Origin of the sequence: Streptomyces sp. OZ13 (assembly GCF_052068155.1) — a bacterium.
GTDB lineage: Bacteria > Actinomycetota > Actinomycetes > Streptomycetales > Streptomycetaceae > Streptomyces.
On record NZ_JBQHCZ010000003.1, the window covers coordinates 705,129 to 723,712 of the forward strand.

The window sequence follows — 18,584 nt, forward strand, 5'->3', positions numbered from 1 at the left end:
CCCCTGATGTCCCTGGATCACCGGCTGTCAGCCGAGCACGAGGAACTCCGCCGTACGGTCGAGCAGTTCGCCCACGACGTGATAGCCCCGAAGATCGGCGACTTCTACGAGCGGCACGAGTTCCCCTACGAGATCGTCCGTGAGATGGGTCGTATGGGCCTGTTCGGGCTGCCCTTCCCCGAGGAGTACGGGGGCATGGGCGGCGACTACCTGGCTCTCGGGATCGCCCTGGAGGAGCTGGCCCGTGTCGACTCCTCCGTGGCCATCACGCTGGAGGCGGGCGTCTCGCTGGGCGCGATGCCGATCCACCTGTTCGGCACCGAGGAGCAGAAGCGGCAGTGGCTGCCGCGGCTGTGCTCCGGTGAGCTGCTGGGCGCGTTCGGCCTGACGGAGCCGGACGGCGGGTCCGACGCCGGCGGCACCAGGACCACCGCCGTACGGGACGGCGACGAGTGGGTCATCAACGGCTCCAAGTGCTTCATCACCAACTCGGGCACCGACATCACCGGTCTGGTCACCGTGACCGCGGTGACGGGCCGCAAGGAGGACGGGCGTCCGGAGATCTCCGCGATCATCGTCCCCTCCGGGACGCCGGGATTCACGGTGGCCGCCCCCTACTCCAAGGTCGGGTGGAACGCCTCCGACACCCGCGAGCTGTCCTTCGCCGACGTCCGTGTCCCGGTCGCCAACCTGCTCGGCGAAGAAGGGCGCGGGTACGCGCAGTTCCTGCGCATCCTCGACGAGGGCCGTATCGCCATCTCGGCGCTGGCGACCGGTCTCGCGCAGGGCTGTGTGGACGAGTCGGTGAAGTACGCGCGGGAGCGGCACGCGTTCGGCAGGCCGATCGGGTCGAACCAGGCCATCCAGTTCAAGATCGCGGACATGGAGATGAAGGCTCATATGGCGCGCGTCGGCTGGCGGGACGCGGCGTCGCGGCTGGTGCACGGCGAGCCGTTCAAGAAGGAGGCGGCCGTCGCCAAGCTGTACTCGTCGACGGTGGCGGTGGACAACGCCCGTGAGGCGACCCAGATCCACGGCGGCTACGGCTTCATGAACGAGTATCCGGTGGCCCGCATGTGGCGCGACTCGAAGATCCTGGAGATCGGCGAGGGCACGAGCGAGGTCCAGCGAATGCTGATCGCAAGGGAGTTGGGCCTCACCGGCTGACCTGGGGCTCATCGCGGCGCGCGGCACCCTGACGGGGCCGCGCGCCGCCGCGTGTTCAAGGTCACGCTCCGCTCGCGCGCCGGGCGCCTGACCAGCCCTGGACAACTTCTGAGGTTAGGCTAACCTACCTTCAAAACCTGCCAGTGGCCTATTCGGCACGTACGAAAGCGGACACCACCATGCCCAACGCCCGAGCTTCCCATCTCACTCGACGAGGCCTGCTCTCCGCCGGCGGCGCCCTCGGGCTCGGCGTGGCGCTCGCCGCGTGCGGCCAGGAGACGAAGGGCAAAACGGGTGACTCCGACAAGGCCGCCGCGAAGTCCGGCCCTTGGTCCTTCACCGACGACCGCGGTCAGAAGTCCGAGTCGAAGGCCGCCCCGAAGAACATCGTCGCCTTCACCGGCACCGCCGCCGCCCTGTACGACTACGGGGTCGAGGTCACCGGCGTGTTCGGTCCGACCAAGACCGCCGACGGCAAGGCCGACGTCCAGGCCGGCGACATGGACATCAGCAAGGTCGAGATCCTGGGCAACGTCTGGGGCGAGTTCAACGTCGAGAAGTACGCGGCGCTCGCGCCGGAGCTGCTGGTGACGGACATGTGGGAGAAGGACGCCCTCTGGTACGTGCCGGACCAGTCCAAGGACAAGATCCTCAAGCTGGCCCCGAGCGTCGCCCTGTGGGCCGCCCAGATCAACATGCCGGGCGCCCTCCAGCGTCGCGCGGACCTCGCACAGTCCCTGGGCGCCGACATGAAGGCCAAGAAGGTCACCGACGCCAAGGCCCGCTTCGAGAAGGCCGCGGAGCGGCTGCGCCAGGCCGCAAAGGCCAAGCCGAACCTGAAGGTTCTCATCGGCTCCGGCAGCCAGGACCTCTTCTACGTCTCCGTCCCCAAGATGTCGGCGGACACGCTCTACTTCCAGGAGCTCGGCGTGAAGTTCGTCGAGCCCAAGCCGAACGCCCAGGGCTTCTTCGAGGAGCTCAGCTGGGAGAACGCCGGCAAGTACGGGGCCGACATCATCATGCTGGACAACCGCACCGGCACCCTCCAGCCCGACACCCTGAAGGCCAAGCCCACCTGGGCCGGTCTCCCCGCGGTGAAGGCCGGTCAGGTCGTCCCGCGTGTCACCGAGCCGATCTACTCGTACGACAAGTGCGCGCCGATCCTCGAGGATCTCGCGAAGGCCATCGAGAACGCGAAGAAGGTCTCCTGACCATGACGACCGAGGCCGAGATCGCCCCGTTCCGTTTCTTCGACCTGCAGGTTGCGCGGACAAGGCGGCTCGGCCCGTCGCTCGTCCGCGTCACCTTCACCGGGCAGAGCGAGGACGGCCTGCGGGACTTCGTGGCCGGCGGCCGCGACCAGTCCCTGTCGCTGTTCCTTCCGCACCCGGGCCAGCCGGCCCCCGTCGTCCCCGTCGACGCGGGTGACGGCGGCGCCATCTTCGCCGCGTGGCGCGCGCTGCCCGACGACGTGCGGGCCGTGATGCGCTCGTACACGGTGCGGGAGCAGCGCGTCGAGGACGGCGAGGTGGACATCGACTTCGCCGTGCACGAGGACGGCGGCCCGGCCTGTCGCTGGGCGCTGGCCGCCGAGCCCGGTCACCGGGTGATGGTGCTCGGCCCCGCGGTCGCCGACAACACCGGCGTGCGCTGCCGGCCGCCCGAGGACACCGACTGGGTGCTGATCTGGGCGGACGAGACGGCGCTGCCCGCCACCTCGGCGATCCTGGAGTGGCTGCCCGCCGGCCGGAAGGCCAAGGTCTGGCTGGAGGTGCCGCACGCCGGTGACCGGCTGCCGCTCAAGACCGACGCGGACGCCGACATCACCTGGCTCGTCCGGGACGAGGGCGCGCCATCGGCCGTGGAGGCCGTCGCCGCCGCCGAGTTGCCCGAGGGCGTCGGCTACGCCTGGATCGCGGGCGAGTCCGGCAGCATCAAGGCGCTGCGGCGCCATCTGGTGAACGACCGGGAGTTCGACCGCCGGAAGGTCACCTTCGTCGGCTACTGGAAGCGCGGCGTGAGCGAGGACGGGCTCCGCGAGGAGCCGGCCGAAGAGGCCGAGTGACCCGCGCCGCGGCCTCAACCGACCGTCTGTGCGCGGTCATTGTGTGATCAACAGCATAACGGTTGTGCCCCAAGGGGGGCGAGGGACTCTCGAGGCTTGAGTTAGGTTAGGCTTACCTTACTTAAGGCGTCGCCCTCGCCCCCTTCTTCCTGTCCCCTGAGGCGCGACCAGGTCCCCGCCACGGGAGGACATTGCATGCGCTCGCACCTGCTCAATGACATGACGGCGGAGCGTTACCGGCGCTCCGTGACCGAAGGAGTCGAGCGGGTGGCGAACCGACTCGCCACGACCCGACGGCCGTTCACCGGAGTCACCCCCGACCAGCTCGCGCCGGTCGTCTCCGCGATCGACCTCGACCGGCCGCTCGGAGACGCCTCCGCCGCCCTGGACGAGCTGGAGGACGTGTACCTCCGGGACGCCGTCTACTTCCACTCCCCCCGCTACCTCGCCCACCTCAACTGCCCGGTCGTCATCCCGGCCGTGCTCGGCGAAGCGGTCCTCTCCGCGGTCAACTCCTCCCTGGACACCTGGGACCAGAGCGCCGGCGGCACCCTCATCGAGCGCCGCCTGATCGACTGGACCGCCCAGCGGATCGGTCTCGGCCCGGCCGCCGACGGCGTGTTCACCAGCGGCGGCACCCAGTCCAACCTCCAGGCCCTGTTGCTGGCCCGCCAGGAGGCCAAGACCACCGACCTGGCGAAACTGCGCATCTTCAGCTCCGAGTGCAGCCACTTCAGCGTCCAGAAGTCGGCCACCCTCCTCGGGCTCGGCCCCGAGGCCGTCGTCTCGATACCCGTCGACCGCGACAAGCGGATGCAGACCGTGGCGCTCGCCGCGGAGCTGGAGCGCTGCCGCGCCGAGGGCCTTGTCCCGATGGCCGTCGTCGCGACCGCGGGCACCACGGACTTCGGTTCCATCGACCCGCTGCCGGAGATCGCCGAGCTCGCGGGGCTGTACGAGACCTGGATGCATGTCGACGCGGCGTACGGTTGCGGACTGCTGGTCTCGCCCGCCCGCCGCCACCTGCTCGACGGCATCGAGCACGCCGACTCCGTCACCGTCGACTACCACAAGTCCTTCTTCCAGCCGGTGAGTTCGTCGGCGGTCCTGGTACGGGACGCGGCCACACTGCGCCACGCCACGTACCACGCCGACTACCTCAACCCGCGGCCCGCTGTGGACGTGGGGGCACCTCCCGCGTCCGGAGGACTGCGGGGGAGGATACCGAACCAGGTCGACAAGTCCTTGCAGACCACACGCCGCTTCGACGCGCTGAAGCTGTGGATGACGCTGCGGGTGATGGGCGCCGACGGTGTGGGGCAGCTCTTCGACGAGGTGTGCGACCTCGCCGCGGCCGGCTGGGAGCTGCTCGCCGCCGACCCGCGCTACGACGTGGTCGTGCAGCCGCAGCTGTCCACCCTGGTCTACCGCTACATCCCGCGGTCCGTCACCGACCCCGCCCTGATCGACCGGGCCAACCTTCACGCCCGTAAGGCGCTGTTCGCGTCGGGCGAGGCCGTGGTCGCCGGAACCAAGGTCGACGGGCGCCAGTACCTGAAGTTCACCCTGCTCAATCCCGAGACGACGACCGAAGACATCGCCGCCGTCCTCGACCTGATCGCCGGCCACGCCGAGCAGTTCCTTGGAGAGAACCTTGTCCACGCCTCTTGATTTCATCGGTATCGGACTGGGTCCGTTCAACCTCGGTCTCGCCTGCCTGACCGAGCCGATCGACGAGCTGAACGGCCTGTTCCTGGAGTCCAAGCCGGACTTCGAATGGCACTCCGGGATGTTCCTGGAAGGCGCCCATCTCCAGACGCCGTTCATGTCGGACCTGGTCACCCTCGCCGACCCGACCTCGCCCTACTCGTTCCTGAACTACCTCAAGGACCAGGGCAGGCTGTACTCCTTCTACATCCGGGAGAACTTCTACCCGCTGCGGACCGAGTACAACGACTACTGCCGCTGGGCCGCCGCCCGGCTGAGCAGCATCCGCTTCAACACGACCGTCACCTCGGTGTCGTACGACGAAGAGGGCGAGGTGTACGTGGTGCGCACCGCCGACGACGCATTCACGGCCCGCCGTCTCGTCCTGGGCACCGGCACCCCGCCGTACATCCCCGAGGCCTGCCAGGGCCTCGGCGGGGACCTGCTGCACAACTCCCGCTACCTGGACCACAAGGAGGCGCTGCGGAAGAAGGAGTCGATCACTCTCGTCGGCAGCGGCCAGAGCGCGGCGGAGATCTACTACGACCTGCTGTCCGAGATCGACGTGCACGGCTACCGGCTCAACTGGGTGACGCGCTCCCCGCGCTTCTTCCCGCTGGAGTACACCAAGCTGACGCTCGAGATGACCTCCCCGGAGTACATCGACTACTTCCACGCACTGCCGGAGGAGACCCGCTACAGACTCGAGTCCCAGCAGAAGGGTCTGTTCAAGGGCATCGACTCGGAGCTGATCGACGCGATCTTCGACCTGCTCTACCAGAAGAACCTGAAGGGCCCGGTCCCCACCCGGCTGCTGACCAACTCGGCGCTGCGGACCGCCTCGTACGAGGACGGGACCTACACCCTGGGACTGCGCCAGGAGGAGCAGGGCAAGGACTACGAGCTGCGGACCGAGGGCCTGATCCTGGCCACCGGCTACCGGTACGTCACCCCCGCCTTCCTGGAGCCCGTCGCCGACCGGATCCGGCTCGACGGCCACGGCCGCTTCGACGTCGCCCGCAACTACTCCATCGACACGGCCGGCCGGGAGATCTTCCTGCAGAACGCGGGCGTGCACACCCACTCGATCACCTCGCCCGACCTGGGCATGGGCGCCTACCGAAACGCCTACATCATCGGCGAGCTGCTGGGCAGCGAGTACTACGCCGTAGAGAAGTCCATCGCGTTCCAGGAGTTCGCTGTATGAGCACCACCACCGCCGTCGGTTCCCTCACGTTCCGGCCCCTCGACCCCTTGGCGGACGCCGAGCTGCTGCACAGCTGGGTCACCCACCCGAAGGCCGCGTTCTGGATGATGCAGGACGCGAAACTCCAGGACGTCGAGCGCGAGTACATGCGCATAGCGGCGCACGAGCACCACCACGCGTTCATGGGCCTCCACGACGGCGAGCCCGCCTTCCTGATGGAGAGCTACGACCCGCGGTACGTGGAGCTCGTCGGGCTGTACGACCCGGAGCCCGGCGACGTCGGCATGCACTTCCTCGTCGCGCCGACCGACCGGCCCGTGCACGGCTTCACCCTCGCCGTGATCACCGCCGTGATGCGGGAGCTGTTCGCCGATCCGGCGACGAAGCGGGTCGTGGTCGAGCCGGACGTCGGCAACTCGGCCGTGCACCGGCTCAACGAGGCCGTCGGCTTCGTCGCCGCCGAGAAGATAGCGAAGCCCGAGAAAGAGGCTCTGCTGAGCTTCTGCACCCGCGAGCAGTTCGAGGCGGCCACGGCGGTGACCCGATGAACCCCGTGTCCCACCTCACGCCCGACCGCTGGGCGCACGCCAACCGGCTCCTCGTCCGCAAGGCCCTCGCCGAGTTCACCCACGAGCGGCTGCTCACGCCCGAGCACCTCGGCGACGGCGCCTACCGCCTCGTCGCGGACGACGGTGCGACCGAGTACCGCTTCACCGCCCGCCGGTTCGCCCTCGACCACTGGCAGGTGGCCGCCGACTCCATCAGCCGTCACCGCGACGGTGCGCAGCTGCCGCTGGACGCGCTGGAGTTCGTCATCGAGATGCGGGGCTCCCTGGGCCTCAGCGACGAGATCCTTCCCGTGTATCTGGAGGAGATCTCCTCCACCCTCTCCGGCACGGCGTACAAGTCGGCGAAGCCGCGGGTCGCGGCCGCCGAGCTGGCCAAGGCGGACTTCCAGGCGGTCGAGACCGGCATGACGGAGGGGCACCCCTGCTTCGTCGCCAACAACGGCCGGCTCGGCTTCGGTATCGACGAGTACCACGCCTACGCCCCGGAGGCCGCGAACCCCCTCCGGCTGGTGTGGCTGGCCGCCCGCCGCGACCGCGCCGCGTTCACCGCCGGCGACGGCATCGACTACGAGAGCTTCATCCGGGCCGAGCTCGGCGACGACGCCGTGGACCGCTTCGCCAAGACCCTCGCGGACCAGGGCCTCGATCTCGCCGACCACCTGCTGATCCCGGCCCACCCCTGGCAGTGGTGGAACAAGCTGTCCGTGACCTTCGCCGCCGAGATCGCCCAGCAGCGGCTGGTGTACCTGGGCGAGGGCGACGACCGCTACCTGGCGCAGCAGTCCATCCGGACGTTCTTCAACACCGACGCCCCGGCCAAGCACTATGTGAAGACGGCCCTTTCCGTCCTCAACATGGGCTTCATGCGCGGCCTTTCCGCCGCGTACATGGAGGCGACGCCGGCCATCAACGACTGGCTGGCCGGGCTGATCGACGGCGACGACGTGCTGAAGGCCGCCCGCTTCTCGATCATCCGCGAGCGTGCGGCCGTGGGCTACCGCCACCTCGAGTACGAGGCCGCGACGGACCGGTACTCCCCCTACCGCAAGATGCTCGCCGCCCTGTGGCGCGAGAGCCCGGTGTCGTCCCTGGAGGACGGCGAGCGGCTCGCCACCATGGCGTCCCTGCTGCACGTCGACCACGAGGGCGCGTCGTTCGCGGGCGCGCTGATCACCGAGTCGGGCCTGGCCCCCACCGAGTGGTTGCGCGGCTACCTGGACGCCTATCTGCTGCCGGTGCTGCACAGCTTCTACGCGTACGACCTGGTCTTCATGCCGCACGGCGAGAACGTCATCCTGGTGCTCGGCGAGAACGGCACCGTCCGGCGGGCGATCTTCAAGGACATCGCGGAGGAGATCGCGGTGATGGACCCGGACGCGGTGCTGCCGCCGTCCGTCGACCGGATCCGGGTGGAGGTGCCGGAGGAGACGAAGATCCTCTCGATCTTCACCGACGTCTTCGACTGCTTCTTCCGCTTCCTCGGCGCGACGCTCGCCGAGGAGGAGGTGCTCGCCGAGGACGACTTCTGGCGCACGGTCGCCGAGTGCGTCCGCGCGTACCAGCGGTCGGTGCCGGAACTGACGGACAAGTTCGCGCAGTACGACATGTTCGCGGACGAGTTCGCGCTGTCCTGCCTGAACCGGCTCCAGCTGCGCAACAACCGGCAGATGGTGGACCTGGCCGACCCGTCGGCCGCGCTCCAGTTCGTCGGCACACTGACGAACCCGATCGCACGGTTCGCCTCCTAGGAACGCCCAGGGTCGGCGCCCGAGAACGGCCGGCGCCCGGCGGGATACGGTCCCTCCCGCCGGGCGCCGGTTCCTCACCCGCCGCTCACTGCGCGGGCCAGGGCACCTGCGGCGAGCGGTAGAAGTCGATGCCGAGCGCCGACAGCCGCGGCCCCTGCGCCGCGAGCCGCACCTTGTAGGTGTCCCAGTCGTGCGTGGACGCCGGTGACCAGCCCAGCTCCGCGACACCCGGCAGACGCGGGAACGCCATCTGGTCGATGTGCGCGTCGGTGGAGATGGTCTCCGTCCACAGCGGCGCCTCCACCCCCTTGACGGCGCTCGCGGGTACGCCCGGCAGGTAGTTCGCCGGATCCCAGTCGTAGGACCGCTGCACTTCGACGTACCCGGCCCAGGCGAGGCCCAGCTTGGTCTCCTTGTTGTACTTCATGTCCAGGTAGACCCGGTCGGCCGGCGACAGGATCAGCCCGGTGCCGTTCTTCGCGGCCTCCGCGACCTGTGCCTTCTCCGCCTGGCTGGTGCCGTCGAGGCCCCAGTACTGGGCCAGCGCGCCCTTCTGCGGGGTCGCGCCGGTCAACTGGTGCCAGCCGATGACGGTCTTGCCGTATTTGGCGACGATCGGCTGCACCCTGTTCATGAACGCCACGTAGTCCTCGTGGCTGGTGGAGTGCGCCTCGTCACCGCCGATGTGGATGTACCTGCCCGGCGTGAGCGCGGCCACCTCCCGGATCACATCGTCCACGAAGTCGTACGTCAGCTCCTTGCGCACGCACAGCGAGCTGAAGCCGACGGCCGTGCCCGTGTAGAGCGGCGGGGCCACGCCGTTGCAGTTGAGCTCGGCGTACGAGGCCAGGGCGGCGTTGGTGTGCCCCGGCATGTCGATCTCCGGCACGACCTCCAGATAGCGGGAGGAGGCGTACCGGAGGATCTCCTTGTACTGGGCCTTGGTGTAGTGACCGCCGGGGCCGCCGCCGACCTGGGTGGAGCCGCCGTATGTGGCCAGCCGCGGCCACGAGTCGATGGCGATGCGCCAGCCCTGGTCGTCGGAGAGGTGGAGATGCAGCGTGTTGATCTTGTAGAGGGCGAGGTGGTCGATGTAGCGCTTGACCTGCTCGACGGTGAGGAAGTGCCGCGAGACGTCGAGCATCGCGCCCCGGTGCGCATAGCGCGGGACGTCGGTGATCGTGCCGCCGGCGACCTGCCACGGGCCGCCGCGGGGAGAGTCCGCCTCGATCTCGGCGGGCAGCAGCTGACGCAGCGTCTGCACACCGTGGAAGAGGCCGGCGGGCCGGTGCGCGGTGATGGTGACCCCGCCGGGGGAGGACTTCAGGCGGTAGCCCTCGTCGCCCAGGGCACTCTCCCCGGCGCTGAGCCGCAGGTTGATCGACCTGGCCGCAGGCCGGGTGGTGATCGGCAGGGCGTAACCGGTCGAGGGGCGCAGCACCTCGGCGAGGCGCTCCGCGACGGCGCGCGCCTCGGGTGAGGCGTCGGTGCGGATCCTGGTGCCGGCGGTCAGGGTGTAGGGGGCGCCGCCCGGCTCGGCGGACGCGGGTGCGGGGACGATCTGGCCGAGCGGCCGGACGGTGGCGGCGCTTTCGCCGCCGGAGGCCACGGCCGGGCCCGAGGCGACGCTTCCGGAGAGGGCGGCCGCCGTCACAAGCAACAGCGAGCCGAGGAGGCGGGGAATCGGTCTGGGCTGACTCACAGGCTGGGTCCCTTCGACGGGGTTCTCGTCTGTGCGCAGAGCAACCACTCGATCACACATGCGTACCGTGCACCTCAACGGCGGTCAAGGTGTAGACCACTTACTCGTTCCACCGGCGAAGAAATCCCCCGTCGCCGGAAATCATACGGACGGGCCGCCCGTCCCGATCGCCTCGGTAGCGCCGGCGCCGGACGCCGATTCACCGGGCGAGGACGGGTGCGGCACGGCGGAGCGGACCGCTCCGGGGAGGGTGTGAGCTATCTCCTGCCCGGAATCGGGCAGGATTCTTGCGAAGAGCAGCGCCCGCCCTCCAATATCTACGGGTGCTCGAACCTCGCCAGTCTGTGCGCCTGTCGCACGACGATCTCATCGACCACCTGGTGCGCAGCACCGCGCTCCAGCGCGGTGAAGCCGCCCGGGTGGTGCTCGATGTACTGGCGTACTTCGACGAGACGACCGAGGAGTTCGTCCGCCGCCGCCATCGCGAACTCAAGTCCGGCGGCGCGGTGAACACCGAGATCTTCGAGCGGATCGCGGCCGAACTGCCGCACCGCGCCGTGGCGCCGCCGGAGCTCTCGCTCCGCCAGCTGCGCCGCATGGTCTACGGCTGAGCAGCCCCACCGGGGCCGGGCACACTTCTGATCTATGGAGGGGCAGAAAATATATGTGTGGAATTGTCGGATACATCGGCAAGCGTGACGTTGCTCCGCTGCTGCTGGAGGGTCTGCAGCGGCTGGAGTACCGCGGCTACGACTCCGCGGGCGTGGTCATCAGCAGCCCCAAGTCCCCCGGGCTGAAGATGGTCAAGGCCAAGGGCCGGGTCCGCGACCTCGAGGCCCGCGTCCCCAAGCGCTTCGCCGGCACCACCGGCATCGCCCACACCCGGTGGGCCACCCACGGCGCCCCCAGCGACATCAACTCGCATCCCCACCTGGACCCGGAGAACAAGGTCGCCGTCGTCCACAACGGCATCGTGGACAACGCCGCCGAGCTGCGCGTCAAGCTCGAGGCGGACGGTGTGGTCTTCGCCTCCGAGACCGACACCGAGGTCATCACCCACCTGATCGCCCGCTCCCAGGCCACCACCCTGGAGGAGAAGGTCCGCGAGGCCCTCAAGGTGATCGAGGGCACCTACGGCATCGCCGTGATGCACGCCGACTTCGCCGACCGCATCGTGGTGGCCCGCAACGGCTCCCCCGTCGTCCTCGGCATCGGCGAGAAGGAGATGTTCGTCGCCTCCGACGTCGCCGCGCTGGTCGCCCACACCCGCCAGATCGTCACCCTCGACGACGGCGAGATGGCCACCCTGAAGGCCGACGACTTCCGGACCTACACGACCACGGGCGCGTCCACCACCGCCACCCCCGAGACCGTCGAGTGGGAGGCCGCCTCCTACGACATGGGCGGCCACGACACGTACATGCACAAGGAGATCTCCGAGCAGCCCGACGCGGTCGACCGTGTGCTGCGCGGCCGGATCGACGACCGGTTCAACACCGTGCACCTGGGCGGCCTGAACCTGGACGCCCGCGAGGCCCGCGGTATCCGCCGCGTGAAGATCCTCGGCTGCGGTACCTCCTACCACGCGGGACTCATCGGCGCCGGACTCATCGAGTCCCTCGCCCGTATCCCCGCCGACGCCGAGCCGGCCTCCGAATTCCGCTACCGCAACCCGGTCGTGGACCCCGACACCCTGTACATCGCCGTCTCCCAGTCCGGCGAGACCTACGACGTCCTCGCGGCCGTCCAGGAGCTCAAGCGCAAGGGCGCCCGCGTCCTCGGCGTGGTCAACGTCGTCGGTTCCGCCATCGCCCGCGAGGCCGACGGCGGCACCTACGTCCACGCCGGCCCCGAGGTGTGCGTCGTCTCCACGAAGTGCTTCACCAACACGGTCGTCGCCTTCGCCCTGCTCGCCCTGCACCTGGGCCGCATCCGCGACCTGTCCGTCGCCGAGGGCAAGCGGATCATCGAGGGCCTGCGCAAGCTGCCCGCGCAGATCAGCGAGATCCTCGAGTCCGAGGACGAGATCAAGAAGCTGGCCGCGGAGTACGCGGACGCCAAGTCGATGATGTTCATCGGCCGGGTCCGCGGCTACCCGGTGGCGCTCGAGGCCTCCCTGAAGCTCAAGGAGATCTCCTACATCCACGCCGAGGCCTACCCGGCCTCCGAGCTCAAGCACGGCCCCCTCGCACTCATCGAGCCCGCGCTGCCCACCGTGGCGATCGTTCCGGACGACGAGCTGCTGGAGAAGAACCGGGCCGCGCTCGAGGAGATCAAGGCGCGCAGCGGCCGCATCCTCGCCGTCGCCCACCGCGAGCAGGAGAAGGCCGACCACACCATCGTGGTGCCGAAGAACGAGGACGAGCTGGACCCGATCCTGATGGGCATCCCGCTCCAGCTCCTCGCCTACCACACGGCGCTGGCGCTGGGCCGGGACATCGACAAGCCGCGTAACCTCGCCAAGTCCGTCACCGTCGAGTAGGCGACGGCCGCGGGACCGGTTCATGAGGAACGCCCCCTGTGTGTGCCACCGTGCACACAGGGGGCGTTCCCCTTTCACCGGGCGGGCGCCACCCGGAGCGCCCGCCCGTGGAGCTGCCGTGAGGCCCGCGGGCCTCAGCCGGTGGCCGTCACCCGCCGGCCGGCAGCACGCCCCGTGAACGTCGGCCACTTGGCGAGCGCCGCCGTCGCGCCGTACCAGGCCACGAGGCCCGCGACCGCGCCGACCCAGCCGCCGGCCTTGGCCAGGCCCTCGTTGCCCGCGAAGGCGGCTATACCGCCCAGCAGCAGTGCGAGGGTCAGCAGCCCGTACACCCCTTGGCCGAGGACGCCGCTGCCGGAGGCGGCGGCGGTCAGCGTCAGGGCGAGCAGCGCCCACAGCAGCATGAACAGGCCCGCCGCCTCGGCCGAGGTCTCGCCTCCCACGGCGGTCCCCCAGGTGAACCAGAAGGCGCCGAGACCGGCGAAGGCGGTTCCCGAACCGCCGTTGCCCGCGCGGAACTCGAGCAGGCCGACGACGAAGAGCGCCACTCCGCCGACCCATGTCGCGAGCGCGGCGGCATCGGCGGCGGAGACGTTGTCGATCACTCCGGTGTTGCCCACACCGAAGGCCAGCAGCGTCAGCCCGAGGGCGAGGTTGCCGAGAGTCGAAGTAGAACCAGTTCCCGCAGAGACTCCGTTGTCCACGGCGGGCTCCCTTCCTGTCCTGTGCAGTTGTGCTGCGCCATGTGCTGCAATCCCAGCGACCGGATATCTACCCTTCACAAGCGCACAATCCACCTTTACGCATGGGTAGATTTCCGTACATGCCTGGCGTGCAGGGGAGTTGACGGAGCCTCACCCGACAGGCGGGGAAAGAGGGGAGGAAACGGACCACCGGGGCGGCAGGGAAGTCGGGTCCCGGAGCCGGTCATCCGGGAAGGCGCACTGAAGATCCGGTGCAGGAGATCCGGTTCGGAGGATCCGGTCCAGGCCCGGTTCAGGACGTCCGCGTCAGGGGATCACGACGACCGGGCGCTGCGCGCGCTTCGCGAGCCGCCCCGCGACCGACCCGAAGAGCCGGCCGACGATGCCGTGCGTGGAGCCGACCACGATCGCGTCGGCCGAATACTCGCGGCCGACCTCTTCCAGTTCATGACAGATGTCGCCGCCGCGCTCGACCAGGATCCACGGGACCTCGGCGAGGTAGTCCGCGCACGCCAGCTCGAGGCCCAGGACCTCGGTGCGGTGATCGGGCACGTCGACGAAGACGGGCGGCTCGCAGCCGGCCCAGACGGTCGTCGGCAGCCGGTTGGCGACATGGACGATGATCAGACCGGATCCGGTCCGCCTCGCCATGCCGATGGCGTAGGCGAGCGCTCGCTCACTGGACGTCGATCCGTCGAAACCGACGACGACTCCGTGCCGGAAGGCGGGATCGCATGAATGGCGTGCTTCTTCAGCCGCCCGCAGGTCCGACAGGGGATCGGCTACCTGCTTGCGGTCCGCGGGTTCGGGGATTTCGTGACCGGCCATCGGTGTCTCGGCGAAGGAGGTCCTCTTCGGAGTGATCGATTGAGGAAAGCGCGTCGGCTGGAGGGGCGGTGGAGCTGTGTCCGGGAATCGTCTTCCCCGCCCCATACCCAAAGGGTACGGCGACACTCCTCTCCTGCCCAGGGCCTGCTGCCCCCATGCGCGACGTTCCAGGGAGCATGCCCGAGCGCGCCCAGGATCGCAATGCCGCTTGGCCACTACAGCCGTCTGCGCGCCACCGGGTGACCGGACCACCACGGTCCTCGTTGGCCAGTGGGTCACCCCGCCGCCCCCAGGAGCCTCTGTGCCAGCACCACCGCCCGGCCCCCACCGCTCCCCCGGCCCCCCGTCCCGCCGCCGCCCCGCCACTTCCCCCTCCGCACCGGCCCCGACCGCCCGCTCCCGTCCGGACGACCCGGCGGGCTCCGCGAGCCCCGCCGGTGACGTCGTCCGCTGGGGCGCCTTCAGCTGCCTCCTGGTCCCCGTCGTGCTCGTCGTTTACGGCACCTCCGTCGGTGGCGCGGCCGCCGCGGCCCTCGGGCTCGCCGCGGTGACGGCGGCGTGCCGGGTGCTGCTGCGCCACTCGGAACGGACGGCCGCACGGGGTCGCGCCGCCGGGGACGCGCGGCCGGCCGGAGGCCGGCACTCCGGTACCGTCCCCGGTGCGCGGCGCGGTGCGCGGCGCGGTGCGCGGCGCGGTGCGCGGCGCGGGTCGAGAGGCACACCGGGCGGCTGACGGTTTTACACGCCCGCACCCGTATGTTTTCAGCCAACTTCACTACGCAGGCCGATCCTTGTCGAAATGGCCTGCCAACCCCCTTGTCACCAGGGAAGAAAGGGCTGAAGGCCCCTCTGGCACCCTACGGGGACGGGCCATGCCTGCGATGCGCACTTCCCTGTGGGCCCCCCGAGTGGAACGCTTCGTGATCGAATGCATCGCGCCAAGTTGCCATGTCGACATAGCGGGGCATCCCGAACTTGTCACGCCGGCGCCACGGGACGCAGTAGATTCGATCATGAGTATCGAAGGCCGGGGGACTCGTGCAGAACCGAGGGGAAACGTGCAGGAGCGAAAGGCCCGAAACGAACGGGGAGACGCGTACTTCGAGGGGGGTTTAGCGTCATGAGTCAGGACTCCGCCGCGCCGGAGACGGCACGGAAGCTGTCCGGGCGCCGGCGCCGGGAAGTCGTCGCCGTGCTGCTGTTCAGCGGCGGCCCTATATTCGAAAGTTCCATCCCGCTCTCGGTGTTCGGAATTGACCGTCAGGACGCCGGAGTTCCCCGCTACCGCCTGCTCGTGTGCGGCGGCGAGGACGGACCGCTGAGGACCACCGGCGGCCTGGAACTGACCACGCCATACGGCCTCGAGGCGATCAGCAGAGCGGGCACCGTCGTGGTGCCGGCCTGGCGCTCGATCACCTCGCCGCCACCGCCCGAGGCGCTCGACGCGCTGCGCCGGGCACACGAGGAGGGCGCCCGCATCGTCGGCCTGTGCACCGGGGCGTTCGTCCTGGCCGCCGCCGGCCTGCTCGACGGGCGCCCCGCCACCACCCACTGGATGTACGCGCCGACCCTGGCGAAGCGCTACCCGTCCGTGCACGTGGATCCGCGTGAGCTGTTCGTCGACGACGGAGATGTGCTCACGTCCGCGGGAACAGCGGCCGGAATCGACCTCTGCCTCCACATAGTGCGCACCGACCACGGCACGGAGGCGGCCGGAGCGCTCGCCCGCAGGCTCGTCGTCCCACCCCGTCGCACCGGCGGTCAGGAGCGCTATCTCGACAGGTCTTTACCAGAGGAAATCGGCTCGGACCCACTGGCCGAGGTCGTGTCCTGGGCGCTGGAGCACCTCCACGAGCAGTTCGACGTGGAGACGCTGGCCGCGCGTGCCTACATGAGCAGGCGTACGTTCGACCGCCGGTTCCGCTCGCTGACGGGGTCCGCCCCGCTGCAGTGGCTGATCACCCAGCGGGTGCTTCAGGCCCAGCGGCTGCTCGAGACCTCCGACTACTCGGTCGACGAGGTCGCGGGCCGCTGCGGTTTCCGGTCCCCGGTGGCGCTGCGCGGCCACTTCCGGCGGCAGCTGGGGTCCTCCCCGGCCGCCTACCGGGCCGCCTACCGGGCCCGTCGTCCGCAGAGCGACCCTGACCGGACGTCGATCCTGGAGTCCGTCGTCCCCGCCCAGGCGGGGCCGGGCGCCAGACGCCCTCAGGCGGGACCCGGCGGGCCCTCCGCCATGGCGCCCGCCGCCGAGCTGGGCAAACCGGTTCCGGAGGCGTATGCGGCGGGTCACGGCAGGCCGAGCCTGCCGGGCCAGCGGAGCGTGCCGTAACGCGGCGTCCGCGGACAGTTCGACACCGGCCCGGTCGGGGACGGCGCCCCACGGGGTGCCGTCCCCGACCGGGCCGGACGCCGTCCGGGCACCGGGTCCGACGGCGGTCCCCTCGGGGCAGCCGGCTTTCCCCAGGCCGGTTACGCAGCGCAGCCGCCACCGTAAGGTAGGGCGCATGAACGATCGCATGGTGTGGATCGACTGCGAGATGACCGGGCTCTCGCTGACGGACGACGCACTCATCGAGGTGGCCGCACTGGTCACCGACTCGGAACTGAACGTACTCGGCGAAGGGGTGGACATCGTGATCCGCCCGCCGGACGCGGCGCTCGAGACGATGCCGGAAGTGGTGCGCCAGATGCACACCGCCTCGGGTCTCCTCGACGTCCTGGCGGACGGAAAGACCCTCGCGGACGCGGAGGAGCAGGTCCTCTCCTACATCCGCCAGCACGTCAAGGAGCCCGGCAAGGCCCCGCTGTGCGGCAACTCGGTCGGCACCGACCGCGGCTTCCTGCTGCGCGACATGCCGACGCTGGAGGCCTTTCTCCACTACCGGATCGTCGACGTCTCCTCGATCAAGGAGCTGGCCCGCCGCTGGTACCCGCGGGCGTACTTCAACAGCCCGGAGAAGAGCGGCAACCACCGGGCACTGGCCGACATCCGCGAGTCCATCGCCGAGCTCCGCTACTACCGCGAGGCGGTCTTCGTCCCGCAGCCCGGCCCGGACACGGAGACGGCGAAGACCATCGCGGCCAAATACGTGATGCCCGCGCAGTAACGACGGGCCGTCGCCGCCGGAACGACGGGCGCTCCCCGCCGGCGCGAAACCCTGGCGCGAGCACCCGCTCGGACCCTGTACACTTTTTCTCGGCCGGTCGGGAGAAAGACCGGTCGTGGTGGGTATAGCTCAGCTGGTAGAGCACCTGGTTGTGGTCCAGGATGTCGCGGGTTCGAGTCCCGTTACTCACCCTGATCGATCAAGGGCCCCGGTCTTCGGACCGGGGCCCTTGTCGTGTCCGGGGCCGGCCCGCTCAGTGCAGGCCGTCGAGCACGGGTTCCTCGCTGTGCGAGGAAGGCGCGGATGCGCCGGCGGACTGCGGGGGCGCCCCGAAGCGGGCGAGGCAGTGCCACACCTTCTTGACCGCTTGCGGGTCGTGACGGCCGGTGCGTACGGCGTCTCCGACGATGCGCGGATCGAGGAGGCCGCCCACCGCGATACGCGCGCCCAGGTCGACGTACTCCTGGCCCCGGTAGGACGGATGGCGGCGCAGCTCTCCGACCGTGAGACGGAAGCCGGGATGCCACTCCACGGGGCACGGCAGGCACCGGGCGGCCTCCTCGACGTCCGTCCCCCGGTAGCAGGGGTCGAGGACCAGCGCCTCCACATCGCGGTCCAGCCGGACCGGCCCGTGCACCTGCGCCTCGATGTAGTCGTCCAGAGCGTCCTGGCGGTCGGCGAGGGCGAGCTCGATGAGCCCCATGCGGTCCACCACGCCGAAGTCCGAGGGTTCGAGAAAGCTGTCCGGGTAGCAGAACGTGGTCCGCGCCGATGTGTGCGCCGCAAGGCGGAAGTGGGCGGAGCCGAACCGCGGCGCCGCGCCGACCGGCTTGCGGCGGAAGTTCAGCGCCCCGTAGACGGGCCGGTCCCGAGCGGCCGCCTCGTCGTACACACCACCGAAGATCCGGCTCTCCCACCGCCACCGGTCACCGCCGGGAAAGGCGGTCAGGCCCCCGTTGCTCGTCCCGGTGACGAACTGTGAGAGGTAGACGCCGGACTCCGACAACGCGTCCAGGACGGGCTTGCCCTGTGCCGCACGGTCCGGGTGGAAGTTGAGGGTCACCCGCAGCGCCGGATCCAGTGGCGGACCGGACGAGAGCTCCCCCACGTGCCGAAGGGCCTGTTCCCGCGCGGTGTCCAGGGTGTCCGATCTCATCCGGGCAGTGTGCCGGGAGCCGATCCGCCGTCGCACCCGGTTTACCGACGACCGGTGGCACTAGCTGTTCTGTCCGGGGAGGTTGTGGACGGGTGAGCCAGGTCTCGGCTGAAGGATCTTGAACAGGTGAGGGCCTTCCGGT

General features: G+C 69.8%; 16 protein-coding genes and 1 tRNA gene. 13 read left to right on the forward strand and 4 right to left on the reverse strand.

Annotation, left to right across the window (positions count from 1 at the left end; translation table 11 throughout):
• The first annotated feature begins 6 nt into the window (after positions 1-6).
• From ACTMTU_RS10160 to ACTMTU_RS10190, 7 genes are all read left to right on the forward strand, one after another.
• Entirely contained in the window at positions 7-1,167 is a 1,161-nt protein-coding gene (locus ACTMTU_RS10160; protein ID WP_189467650.1) for an acyl-CoA dehydrogenase family protein, read from the forward strand.
• Positions 1,168-1,346: 179 nt separating this feature from the next.
• Positions 1,347-2,378 carry an ABC transporter substrate-binding protein gene (locus ACTMTU_RS10165; protein WP_441263136.1) on the forward strand — a complete coding sequence of 344 codons (1,032 nt, stop codon included), beginning with the start codon at positions 1,347-1,349 and terminating at the stop codon, positions 2,376-2,378.
• Between the two features lie 2 nt (positions 2,379-2,380).
• Positions 2,381-3,232, forward strand: a complete 852-nt coding sequence (locus ACTMTU_RS10170) for a siderophore-interacting protein (RefSeq protein ID WP_441263137.1) — start codon at positions 2,381-2,383, stop codon at positions 3,230-3,232.
• A 195-nt stretch (positions 3,233-3,427) separates the two neighbouring features.
• On the forward strand, positions 3,428-4,903 hold the full coding sequence (locus ACTMTU_RS10175; protein WP_441263138.1) for a pyridoxal phosphate-dependent decarboxylase family protein: 1,476 nt from the start codon (positions 3,428-3,430) through the stop codon (positions 4,901-4,903).
• Complete coding sequence (locus ACTMTU_RS10180) at positions 4,887-6,146, forward strand: lysine N(6)-hydroxylase/L-ornithine N(5)-oxygenase family protein (RefSeq protein ID WP_441263139.1); 1,260 nt, start codon at positions 4,887-4,889, stop codon at positions 6,144-6,146. The genes ACTMTU_RS10175 and ACTMTU_RS10180 overlap by 17 nt, the downstream gene beginning before the upstream one ends.
• The gene (locus ACTMTU_RS10185) at positions 6,143-6,694 is read left to right on the forward strand and encodes a GNAT family N-acetyltransferase (protein ID WP_441263140.1); all 552 of its coding nucleotides are present in this window, start codon (positions 6,143-6,145) and stop codon (positions 6,692-6,694) included. Before ACTMTU_RS10180 ends, ACTMTU_RS10185 begins: the two co-directional genes overlap by 4 nt.
• Positions 6,691-8,463 (forward strand): IucA/IucC family protein, encoded by a 1,773-nt coding sequence (locus ACTMTU_RS10190; RefSeq protein ID WP_441263141.1) that lies wholly within the window; start codon positions 6,691-6,693, stop codon positions 8,461-8,463. The genes ACTMTU_RS10185 and ACTMTU_RS10190 overlap by 4 nt, the downstream gene beginning before the upstream one ends.
• Positions 8,464-8,548: 85 nt before the next feature.
• Here the strand turns inward: ACTMTU_RS10190 and ACTMTU_RS10195 are convergent, their stop codons facing one another.
• The gene (locus ACTMTU_RS10195; RefSeq protein ID WP_441263142.1) at positions 8,549-10,165 is read right to left on the reverse strand and encodes a beta-N-acetylhexosaminidase; all 1,617 of its coding nucleotides are present in this window, start codon (positions 10,163-10,165) and stop codon (positions 8,549-8,551) included.
• Between the two features lie 344 nt (positions 10,166-10,509).
• On the opposite strand from ACTMTU_RS10195, the gene ACTMTU_RS10200 reads away from it, so the two are divergent.
• Complete coding sequence (locus ACTMTU_RS10200) at positions 10,510-10,776, forward strand: hypothetical protein (protein WP_005317253.1); 267 nt, start codon at positions 10,510-10,512, stop codon at positions 10,774-10,776.
• Positions 10,777-10,829: 53 nt separating this feature from the next.
• On the forward strand, positions 10,830-12,647 hold the full coding sequence (gene glmS / locus ACTMTU_RS10205; RefSeq protein WP_441263143.1) for a glutamine--fructose-6-phosphate transaminase (isomerizing): 1,818 nt from the start codon (positions 10,830-10,832) through the stop codon (positions 12,645-12,647).
• 134 nt (positions 12,648-12,781) lie between these two features.
• On the opposite strand, the gene ACTMTU_RS10210 is transcribed toward glmS, so the two are convergent.
• Together ACTMTU_RS10210 and ACTMTU_RS10215 are read right to left on the reverse strand one after the other, a co-directional pair.
• The gene (locus tag ACTMTU_RS10210) at positions 12,782-13,351 is read right to left on the reverse strand and encodes an acetate uptake transporter (protein WP_037774602.1); all 570 of its coding nucleotides are present in this window, start codon (positions 13,349-13,351) and stop codon (positions 12,782-12,784) included.
• 306 nt (positions 13,352-13,657) lie between these two features.
• Complete coding sequence (locus tag ACTMTU_RS10215; protein ID WP_005317245.1) at positions 13,658-14,179, reverse strand: universal stress protein; 522 nt, start codon at positions 14,177-14,179, stop codon at positions 13,658-13,660.
• A 301-nt stretch (positions 14,180-14,480) separates the two neighbouring features.
• Between ACTMTU_RS10215 and ACTMTU_RS10220 the strand changes: the two genes are divergently transcribed.
• From ACTMTU_RS10220 to ACTMTU_RS10235, 4 genes are all read left to right on the forward strand, one after another.
• Entirely contained in the window at positions 14,481-14,912 is a 432-nt protein-coding gene (locus ACTMTU_RS10220) for a hypothetical protein (protein ID WP_441263144.1), read from the forward strand.
• A gap of 387 nt (positions 14,913-15,299) precedes the next feature.
• Entirely contained in the window at positions 15,300-16,508 is a 1,209-nt protein-coding gene (locus ACTMTU_RS10225) for a helix-turn-helix domain-containing protein (RefSeq protein ID WP_441263145.1), read from the forward strand.
• 175 nt (positions 16,509-16,683) lie between these two features.
• On the forward strand, positions 16,684-17,286 hold the full coding sequence (orn, locus tag ACTMTU_RS10230) for an oligoribonuclease (protein ID WP_441263146.1): 603 nt from the start codon (positions 16,684-16,686) through the stop codon (positions 17,284-17,286).
• A 118-nt stretch (positions 17,287-17,404) separates the two neighbouring features.
• Positions 17,405-17,477 (forward strand) — tRNA-His (locus ACTMTU_RS10235).
• Between the two features lie 62 nt (positions 17,478-17,539).
• On the opposite strand, the gene ACTMTU_RS10240 is transcribed toward ACTMTU_RS10235, so the two are convergent.
• Positions 17,540-18,442 (reverse strand): DUF3626 domain-containing protein, encoded by a 903-nt coding sequence (locus ACTMTU_RS10240; protein WP_441263147.1) that lies wholly within the window; start codon positions 18,440-18,442, stop codon positions 17,540-17,542.
• Positions 18,443-18,584: the final 142 nt, after the last annotated feature.

Coding starts and splice junctions, on each gene's coding strand:
- ACTMTU_RS10225 (WP_441263145.1), top strand. CDS start 15,300: ATGAGTCAGGACTCCGCCGCGCCGGAGACGGCACGGAAGCTGTCCGGG.
- ACTMTU_RS10170 (WP_441263137.1), top strand. CDS start 2,381: ATGACGACCGAGGCCGAGATCGCCCCGTTCCGTTTCTTCGACCTGCAG.
- orn (WP_441263146.1), top strand. CDS start 16,684: ATGAACGATCGCATGGTGTGGATCGACTGCGAGATGACCGGGCTCTCG.
- ACTMTU_RS10215 (WP_005317245.1), bottom strand. CDS start 14,179: ATGGCCGGTCACGAAATCCCCGAACCCGCGGACCGCAAGCAGGTAGCC.
- ACTMTU_RS10185 (WP_441263140.1), top strand. CDS start 6,143: ATGAGCACCACCACCGCCGTCGGTTCCCTCACGTTCCGGCCCCTCGAC.
- ACTMTU_RS10160 (WP_189467650.1), top strand. CDS start 7: ATGTCCCTGGATCACCGGCTGTCAGCCGAGCACGAGGAACTCCGCCGT.
- ACTMTU_RS10240 (WP_441263147.1), bottom strand. CDS start 18,442: ATGAGATCGGACACCCTGGACACCGCGCGGGAACAGGCCCTTCGGCAC.
- ACTMTU_RS10190 (WP_441263141.1), top strand. CDS start 6,691: ATGAACCCCGTGTCCCACCTCACGCCCGACCGCTGGGCGCACGCCAAC.
- glmS (WP_441263143.1), top strand. CDS start 10,830: ATGTGTGGAATTGTCGGATACATCGGCAAGCGTGACGTTGCTCCGCTG.
- ACTMTU_RS10175 (WP_441263138.1), top strand. CDS start 3,428: ATGCGCTCGCACCTGCTCAATGACATGACGGCGGAGCGTTACCGGCGC.
- ACTMTU_RS10165 (WP_441263136.1), top strand. CDS start 1,347: ATGCCCAACGCCCGAGCTTCCCATCTCACTCGACGAGGCCTGCTCTCC.